The 7,759-nt window shown below is 70.3% G+C and carries 9 protein-coding genes and 1 riboswitch; of the genes, 3 read left to right on the top strand and 6 right to left on the bottom strand.

Annotated elements, in window-relative coordinates; all coding sequences use genetic code 11:
• Positions 1-383: 383 nt before the first annotated feature.
• From BSB02_RS37125 to BSB02_RS37110, 4 genes are all read right to left on the bottom strand, one after another.
• Positions 384-584: a cold-shock protein gene (locus BSB02_RS37125; RefSeq protein ID WP_020546479.1), complete on the bottom strand. Its 201-nt coding sequence runs from the start codon at positions 582-584 to the stop codon at positions 384-386.
• A gap of 244 nt (positions 585-828) precedes the next feature.
• Positions 829-1,104, bottom strand: coding sequence for a MoaD/ThiS family protein (locus BSB02_RS37120; protein ID WP_084965693.1), 276 nt, complete (start codon positions 1,102-1,104; stop codon positions 829-831).
• Positions 1,104-2,336: a threonine synthase gene (gene thrC / locus BSB02_RS37115; RefSeq protein ID WP_084965692.1), complete on the bottom strand. Its 1,233-nt coding sequence runs from the start codon at positions 2,334-2,336 to the stop codon at positions 1,104-1,106. Before thrC ends, BSB02_RS37120 begins: the two co-directional genes overlap by 1 nt.
• Positions 2,337-2,349: 13 nt before the next feature.
• Positions 2,350-2,490, bottom strand: a riboswitch (SAM riboswitch).
• Between the two features lie 93 nt (positions 2,491-2,583).
• Positions 2,584-3,138, bottom strand: coding sequence for an RNA polymerase sigma factor (locus BSB02_RS37110; protein ID WP_084965691.1), 555 nt, complete (start codon positions 3,136-3,138; stop codon positions 2,584-2,586).
• 30 nt (positions 3,139-3,168) lie between these two features.
• On the opposite strand from BSB02_RS37110, the gene BSB02_RS37105 reads away from it, so the two are divergent.
• Positions 3,169-4,584 carry an alpha,alpha-trehalose-phosphate synthase (UDP-forming) gene (locus BSB02_RS37105; protein WP_084965690.1) on the top strand — a complete coding sequence of 472 codons (1,416 nt, stop codon included), beginning with the start codon at positions 3,169-3,171 and terminating at the stop codon, positions 4,582-4,584.
• A 72-nt stretch (positions 4,585-4,656) separates the two neighbouring features.
• Positions 4,657-5,796, top strand: a complete 1,140-nt coding sequence (locus BSB02_RS37100; protein ID WP_084965689.1) for an MFS transporter — start codon at positions 4,657-4,659, stop codon at positions 5,794-5,796.
• On the opposite strand, the gene BSB02_RS37095 is transcribed toward BSB02_RS37100, so the two are convergent.
• Both BSB02_RS37095 and BSB02_RS37090 read right to left on the bottom strand, forming a co-directional pair.
• On the bottom strand, positions 5,780-6,346 hold the full coding sequence (locus tag BSB02_RS37095; protein ID WP_084965688.1) for a hypothetical protein: 567 nt from the start codon (positions 6,344-6,346) through the stop codon (positions 5,780-5,782). The genes BSB02_RS37100 and BSB02_RS37095 overlap by 17 nt on opposite strands.
• Before the next feature lie 67 nt (positions 6,347-6,413).
• Positions 6,414-6,701 (bottom strand): DUF3263 domain-containing protein, encoded by a 288-nt coding sequence (locus BSB02_RS37090; protein WP_084965687.1) that lies wholly within the window; start codon positions 6,699-6,701, stop codon positions 6,414-6,416.
• A gap of 208 nt (positions 6,702-6,909) precedes the next feature.
• On the opposite strand from BSB02_RS37090, the gene BSB02_RS37085 reads away from it, so the two are divergent.
• A complete protein-coding gene (locus BSB02_RS37085) occupies positions 6,910-7,713 on the top strand; it encodes an SAM hydrolase/SAM-dependent halogenase family protein (protein ID WP_240506998.1) in 804 nt (267 codons plus the stop codon).
• Positions 7,714-7,759 lie beyond the last annotated feature (46 nt).

Genomic DNA, 7,759 nt, shown 5'->3' with positions numbered 1-7,759 from the left:
CTCGAGACCGCGCCGGGCGTCCTCGTCAAACGCGATCATCTTGGCTGCCATTAGGCTGACCTCCCAGATGCAGGGTGGCATGTGCATGGACCGAGCCGACGCCCGCGACGGCATGTGGGCCCGCGTCTCTGCTGGCGGGCCCCATCGCCTCGATCCCTCGTTGGCACTCTGCGATGTAGAGTGCCAACGAACTGTTTAGCACTCTACCCGGTCGAGTGCAAGCGACGGGCACTCAGCTGGGATGTCGTCCCCGCAGGTTGGACGTTCCAGCCACACCTACCGGACGCAAAGAGGCCGGGCCCTGAGCGGACCCGGCCTCGAGACGTGCCAGGGGTGGCTCGCACGGGCTGCGAAACCGTACGAACGACCCGATCTCGGGTGTGTCAGACTGCTCGGACGGACTCCGCCTGGGGGCCCTTCTGTCCTTGCGTGATCTCGAACTCGACCCGCTGGCCCTGCTCGAGCGACCGATAGCCGTCCATCAGGATGGCCGAGTAATGGACGAAGACATCCTTACCACCGTCTACCGCGATGAAGCCGTAGCCCTTGTCCGCGTTGAACCACTTGACGGTGCCCTGCGCCACTTCCGACTCCTCTAACTGGGCTTCGGACCTCGCCCATTCCTCTCGCAAGATCCGAGGTCGCCCTGACTTATCGCGATAACAAGTCGGACAACCGCCATCGACCATACCTGTGAGATGGCTTTGAAGAACAGAGCCAGGGGCCAAACTGCTTCATGACAAAATTCCTTTAAGGTTGAAATTCTCGCATGTCACATAGTAAAGCGCCCCCGGGGAGGGCCCCCGAGGGCGCCGTGAGGAGCGCGTCTCAGCCGCCGGCGACGGCCGGGATGATCGAGATCTGGGCCCCGTCGGGCGTCGCGGTGTCCAGACCCTCGGCGAATCGGACGTCCTCTTCTCCGACATAAACATTGACAAAACGGCGTATCTTGCCCGATTCATCCAGAATTCGCGCACCGATGCCGGGGTAGTCCGAGTCGAGCTTCTGCAGGACGTCACGCAGCGTCGCGCCCTCGCCCGTCACCTCGGCGCTGCCGCCCGTGTATGTGCGCAGAATCGTGGGAATCCGCACCGAAACACTCATCAGTTAACCTTCCTAAACGCGTCGAGCGACGGCTTGATCACCGCGGTGGGCCGGGCCACCGACGAGACCGCATCCAGGGTCTTGAGCCCGTCGCCGGTGTTGAGCACCACCGTCTCCAGCGACGGGTCCAGCTTGCCGGTCTCCACGAGCTTGCGCAGCACGCCCACGGTGACGCCGCCGGCCGTCTCGGCGAAGATGCCCTCCGTCTCGGCCAGCAGCTTGATGGCCTCGACCACCTCGGCGTCGCTCACGTCCTCCACCGCGCCGCCGGTGCGGCGGGCGATGTCGAGCACGTACGGCCCGTCGGCCGGGTTGCCGATGGCCAGCGACTTGGCGATGGTGTCCGGCTTGACCGGCTGGACGACGTCGTGCCCGGCTTTGAAGGCGGCGGCGACGGGCGAGCAGCCGGTGGCCTGCGCGCCGAAGACCCTGTACGGCTTGTCCTCCACCAGCCCGAGCGCGACGAGCTCCCGGAAGCCCTTGTCGATCTTCGTCAGCTGGGACCCCGAGGCGATGGGGATGACGATCTGGTCGGGCAGCCGCCACCCGAGCTGCTCGGCGATCTCGTAGGCGAGGGTCTTGGAGCCCTCCGCGTAGTAGGGGCGCAGGTTGACGTTGACGAACCCCCACTTCTCGCCCAGCGGGTCGCCGATGAGCTCGGAGCAGAAGCGGTTGACCTCGTCGTAGGTGCCGTCGATGCCGATCAGCCTGCCGCCGAAGACCCGCGCCATGGCGATCTTGGCGTGCTCCAGGTCGGCGGGGATGAACACGCAGGCGTCGAACCCGGCGCGGGCCGCGGCCGCCGTGACCGCGCCGGCCAGGTTGCCGGTGGAGGAGCAGGACAGGGTGTGGAAGCCGAAGTTGCGCGCGGCCTCGACGGCCATCGCGACGACCCGGTCCTTGAAGGAGTGCGTGGGGTTGCCGGAGTCGTCCTTGACGTGCAGGCTCTTCAGGCCCAGGGCCTTGGCCAGGCCGTCGGCCCTGACGAGCTTGGTCCAGCCGGGGTTCATGTTGCGCTTGCTCGCCACGTCCGCGGGGACGGGCAGCAGCGCGCGGTAACGCCAGACGCTGGCCGGGCCGGACTCGATCTGGGCGCGGGTGACCGTACCGAAGTCGTAGGCCACCTCGAGCGGGCCGAAACACTCCAGGCACGCGAAGCTGGGGCCGAGGTCGTAGCGGGCGCCGCACTCGCGGCAGGACAGCGCGACGGCAGGGCCGAAGTCGAACGACATGAAGCGAGGCCTTCCCTCATCTTCGCCCGCGGCCACCTTGACCGCGGGCCGGAATTGGCACCTGTCCCGGCCGGCCTCGTCACGTCACGAGCGCGTATCCGGGAGGGTTGCCGGGGCTTCACAGGGCCGGTCCCTCCACCCCTCTGGATGAGCAATATTCGGTTGTGTATTCGCCAAGCACTCTACCTGGCGGACGGCGGGTGACAACCGGGCGTCTCACTGGTTGGGACGAGCCGTCTCATCTCGCTCAGCGATAGTCCTCGCCCAGCACGCCCTGGACGTACTTGCGCGCCTGGTGGATGCGCGACTTGGCGGTGCCCAGCGGGATGCCCAGCTGTTCGGCCACCTCGTTGTAGTCCAGCTGGACGATGTCGCGCAGCACGAGCGCCTGGGCCAGGTCGGGCTTGTCGGCCTCCAGCGCCTCCATGGCGTCCAGCAGGTCCAGCCGGGAGCCCGCGATGACGCTCACCCGCCGGACGTCGGGGCGCTGCGTGGGCAGCTCCTCGGAGGACTGCTCGGCCGCGCGCCGCTTGAGCGACCGGTAGGTCGTCCGCGCGCAGTTCGCCGTCACGATGTGCAACCACGTCGAGAACCGGGCACGCCCCTCGAAGCGGCCGATGTTGCGCGCGACCGCCAGCAGGGTGTCCTGGCAGGCCTCCTCGGCGTCCTGGTGGTAGGGCAGGATCCGGGCGCAGTGCCGCATGACGTCCGGCTCGATCCGCTTGAGGAGCTCACCGAGCGCACGGTGATCTCCGGCCGCGGCGGAACGCGCCAGTTCCTCGGTTAGCTCATCTAGCGCCATAGCGAGATCCTATGAGGGGAGGGAGTTTTCATGAACAGCGTCCTGGTCGCCTCCAACCGGGGGCCGGTGTCCTTCACCGTCGACGCCGACGGGGTCCTGACCATGAAGCGCGGCGGCGGCGGGCTGGTGTCCGGCCTGTCCGCGGTGGTCAGGGACCGCGACGTGCTGTGGATCTGCGCGGCGCTGTCCGACGGCGACCGCAGCGCCGTACGGCAGGCGCCCGGCGGCAGGCTCGACCACGCCGGCTACGACACCGGGCCGCTGCGCATGCTCGACATCCCGCCCGCCACGTTCCACCGCGCCTACAACGCCGTGGCCAACTCCACGCTGTGGTTCGTCAACCACCTGCTCTACGACATCCCCAACGCCCCGCTGTTCGGCACGCGGTTCTTCCGCGAGTGGGAGTCCTACCGCGACTACAACGGCGCCTTCGCCCTCGCGCTGGCCGAGGAGGCGGCGCACGACGCGCGGGTGATGGTGCAGGACTACCACCTGACGCTGACTCCCGCGATGCTCCGCGCCGAGCGCCCCGACCTGCGGATCGCCCACTTCAGCCACACGCCGTGGGCGCCGCCGGAGTACTTCTCGCTGCTGCCGGACGAGGTGGCGCGCGAGGTGCTGGAGGGCATCCTGGGGGCGGACCACGCGGGCTTCCTCACCGAGCGGTGGGCGCAGGCGTTCATGGACTGCTGCGCCCACCTGCTGAAGGCGGAGGTGTCCGGCGACACGGTCACCCACGAGGGCCGCACCACCAGCATCGGCGTCTACGGGCTGGGCGTGGACGGGGACGCGCTGTGGGCCCGGGCACGCGAGCCGGACGTCGAGTCGCACATGGCCGCGATCAGGGAGCAGGTCGGCGACCGCCGCCTCATCGTCCGCATCGACCGCACCGAGCTGTCCAAGAACATCGTCCGCGGGCTCATGGCCTACCGGGAGTTCCTCGACTCCCATCCGGAGTGGCACGGCCGCGTCGTCCACCTGGCCTTCGCCTACCCCAGCCGGCACGACCTGCCGGAGTACCGGGAGTACACCGCAGCGGTCCAGCGCTCGGCCAAGGCGATCGAGGACGAGTACGCCACCGAGGACTGGGACCCGCTGATCCTCAACGTCAACGACGACTACCCGCGCAGCCTGGCCGCCTACCGGCTGGCCGACGTGCTGCTGGTCAACCCCATCCGCGACGGGATGAACCTGGTCGCCAAGGAGGGCCCGATCCTGTCCCCGCGCTGCGCCCTGGTGCTGTCGCGCGAGGCGGGCGCGGCGGCCGAGCTGGGCGCCGACGCCATCGTGGTCAACCCCTACGACATCGGCGAGACCGCCCGCGCGCTGCACGAGGCGCTCACCATGGACGAGCGGGAGCGGGTACGGCGGGCGGCCAACCTGCGCAAGGCGGCCACGGCGCTTCCGCCGGAAAGATGGTTCGCCGCCCAGCTAGCAGCCCTTTAGTACCATTTATCGCTGGGTTTCCCAAAAAATCACCACACTGGGGGTCGCCGGGTGACAACGGTCGCCATCCGCTTGACGAGAGACCGTCCGACCTGGCTGATCTACCTCCAGCTCGGCACGTTCGCGACGTACCTGTACGGCCTGAGCGCCGCGCTCCCCCTGCTGCGCGCCGAGCAGGGCGTCTCCCAGGCCGTCGCCGCCATGCACGGCACCTCGATGGCCGTCCTGGGCGTGCTGGCCGGGCTGGCCCTCCCCGCGCTCACCCGGCGGTTCGGCCGCCGCGCCGTCACGTGGATCGGCCTGGCCGGGATGAACGCCGGCGTCCTGCTCGTGGTGCTGACCTCCGCGCTCCCGCTCACGATCCTCGGGTACGGCCTGGCCAGCGGGTTCGGCTCGATCACGCTCTACTGCTCGATGGCCGCGCTGAACGACCATCACGGGCCCGCGGGTCCGGCCGCGATCAGCGAGGCCAACGCGGTCGGCGTCACGGTGGGGATCGGGGCCTCCTTCGTGCTCAGCGCGGCCGCCCAGAGCACGCTCGGCTGGCGCGCGGCGCTGCTGCTCACGCCGATCCTCACGGTGGCGCTCGCGCTGACCATGGGCCGCGTGTGGGTCTCGCGGGCCGCGCCCGCGGCCGTCGCCGAGGACGCCGGTGCCCGGCCGTACGTCCCGTGGCGCTTCTACGCGGCCGGAGCGGTGCTGTTCTGCTGCGTCGCCGTGGAGTTCAGCTACAACCTGTGGGCGGCCGAGCTGTTCACGGTCAACACCGGGCTCAGCAAGGCGGTGGCGGCCACCGGCGTCACGGCGCTCACGGCCGGGCTGGCCGTGGGCCGGTTCGCGGGGGCGCGGCTGGCGCTGCGGCTGCGGCCCGCTCCCCTGCTCGTCGGCGCGCTGGCGCTGACCTGCGGCGGCTGGCTGGTGTTCTGGGCGGCCAGTGTGCCCGCGCTCGCCTACGCGGGCCTGGTGGTGAGCGGGCTCGGCATCGCGCTGCACTTCCCGCTGGCGCTGTCCGGCGTGATCGCGGCCTCCGGCGGCCGTCCCGACCACGGCTCGGCGGTGGCGTCGATCTGGGCGAGCGTCGCCGTGGGCGTGGGCCCGCTGGTGCTCGGCGCGCTCGCCGACGGCCTGGGCACGCGGACGGCGTTCCTCATGGTGCCGGTGCTGATCGCCCTGGCCGTCGGCGGCGTGCTGGCCGCTACCCGGCGTTCTTGAGCACCCCGGCCAGGCCCGGGGTGGCGAACTGGTCGAGGATCAGGATCTTCGACTTCGGCAGGTACCACTCGCGCTGCACGTACTTCTTCGTGGTCTTGCCGTTGGACATGTTCACGCAGCGGAAGTTCCAGGCCCGGTAGAGCGCCGTGCGGTCGCCGACGGGCGCCAGGCCCTTCCTGCCCTTCAGCGTGAAGGCCTGGCCCCACCTGTCGTCGTGGGGGCAGGGCTGCACGTCGGTGGCCGGGTAGAAGGGGTGCTTGCCGGTGTAGGGGCGGAACGCCTCGTTGCCGACCTTGATCGCCTTGGGGCCGAGCACCCAGAAGCTCACGCACTCCGGCGTGCCGTACGGCGCCTCGGGCTTGGCGCACCTGCCGGTGACCACCCGGATCCAGTCGCCCTTGCCGTACACCTTCCAGTGGTCGGGCAGCTGGAGCGTCTGACCGTTGCGCAGCTTCAGCGTCCGGTAGCCGGTGGCGGCCTGCGCCGCGGCGGGGGTCAGCAGCAGGACGGCCGCGGCGGCTGTCATCAGCGAGACGAATCGTCTGGTCATGTCCCCGGATGCTAGTGATCTCCACTTGCAAGCGGGTTGCAGGGCGGACCGCCGATCCGCCCCGCGGTCACGGCTGCATGCCGAGGCGGCGCGCGGTCCGCTCCCGCCGGCGCTCGGCGCGCAACCTCAGCAGCCGCTTGACCAGCATCGGATCGTGCTCCATGGCCTCGGGCCGGTCGATCAGCTCGCCGAGGAGCTGGTAGTAGCGGGTGGCGGAGATCCCGAAGGTCTCCTTGATGGCGTGCTCCTTGGCGCCCGGCTGACGCCACCAGTGGCGCTCGAAGGCGAGCAGCTCGATGTCGCGCTCGGTCAGGGGCCGGCCGGCCGGTTCCTGGACACCGCTGTCTCCGCTCATGGGCCGTGCCTCCGGCACGGTCCGCTCAGGGCGCCTTCCAGGCCCCTCGCTGTCTTCATGGCCTCCTCCGTGTCTCTGGTCGCGCCTCATGGCGCGACGGCGAGGAGCGCCGGGAAGCTCCCCGCGGTTCGCGGCCACGGCCCCTCGCTATCGTAATGTGCCGAACGTGGCTGTTCACGGCGGATTGGGAGACGTACAGTCACCAGATGTGGGTCCTGTCATCACGCTCCTGACCGACTACGGGTTGGAAGACGGCTACGTCGCCGCCTGCCACGGCGTGATCCTGCGGCTCGCGCCGGAGGCGCGCGTGATCGACGTGTGCCACCTGGTCCCCTCCGGGGACGTACGGCGGGGCGCCGCCATCCTCGCCCAGACGATCCCGTACATTCCCGCGGGCGTGCACATCGGCGCCGTGGACCCCGCGGCGGGCGCCAGGCGGCCGGTGGCCGTGGAGGCGGGCGGCAGGGTGTTCGTCGGGCCGGACAACGGCCTGCTGTCCTGGGCGGTCCAGGCCGGCGGGGGCGCCACGGCGGCCTACGAGATCGTCAACGACGAGTTCTTCGTGCAGCCGGTCTCCCCGACCTTCCCGGGACGTGACGTGTACTCGCCGGTGGCCGCCCAGCTGTGCACCGGGCGCAAGGTGAGCGAGCTGGGCCCGGAGATCGACCCGGCGCGGCTGGTGTCGCTGCCCGCGCCGACCTCGCTGGTGCGCGACGGCTCGGTGGAGGGCGAGGTGGTCTCGGTCGACCGCTACGGCAACACGCAGCTGTCGATCGCGGCCGGCGACCTGCACTCGCTCGGCGTCCGCGTGGGCGACATCCTCCAGGTGCACCTGGGCCGGCGGCACCTGTCGATGCCCTACCGGGAGAGCTACTCCGCGGTCGCGCCCGGTGAGCTTGTGGCGTTCACCGACTCGGCGGGCCTGATCGCCATCGCGGTCAACAACGGCGACGCCGCCCAGCGGCTGGGGCTCCCGCCGGGCGCCCGGGTCAGGCTCCGCCCCACCGCCTGACCCACCCCCATAACGGGCATTACCCCGCGTATCGGTCTGTTTACCG

Source organism: Thermoactinospora rubra (assembly GCF_002093975.1).
Lineage (GTDB): Bacteria > Actinomycetota > Actinomycetes > Streptosporangiales > Streptosporangiaceae > Nonomuraea > Nonomuraea rubra_A.
This window is presented reverse-complemented; position numbering and strand designations above follow the sequence as displayed.

Excerpts from the sequence above, each read along its gene's own strand:
- BSB02_RS37110 (WP_084965691.1), bottom strand. The coding sequence starts at position 3,138 with ATGGCGCTAGATGAGCTAACCGAGGAACTGGCGCGTTCCGCCGCGGCC.
- BSB02_RS37105 (WP_084965690.1), top strand. The coding sequence starts at position 3,169 with ATGAACAGCGTCCTGGTCGCCTCCAACCGGGGGCCGGTGTCCTTCACC.
- BSB02_RS37095 (WP_084965688.1), bottom strand. The coding sequence starts at position 6,346 with ATGACCAGACGATTCGTCTCGCTGATGACAGCCGCCGCGGCCGTCCTG.
- thrC (WP_084965692.1), bottom strand. The coding sequence starts at position 2,336 with ATGTCGTTCGACTTCGGCCCTGCCGTCGCGCTGTCCTGCCGCGAGTGC.
- BSB02_RS37120 (WP_084965693.1), bottom strand. The coding sequence starts at position 1,104 with ATGAGTGTTTCGGTGCGGATTCCCACGATTCTGCGCACATACACGGGC.
- BSB02_RS37090 (WP_084965687.1), bottom strand. The coding sequence starts at position 6,701 with ATGAGCGGAGACAGCGGTGTCCAGGAACCGGCCGGCCGGCCCCTGACC.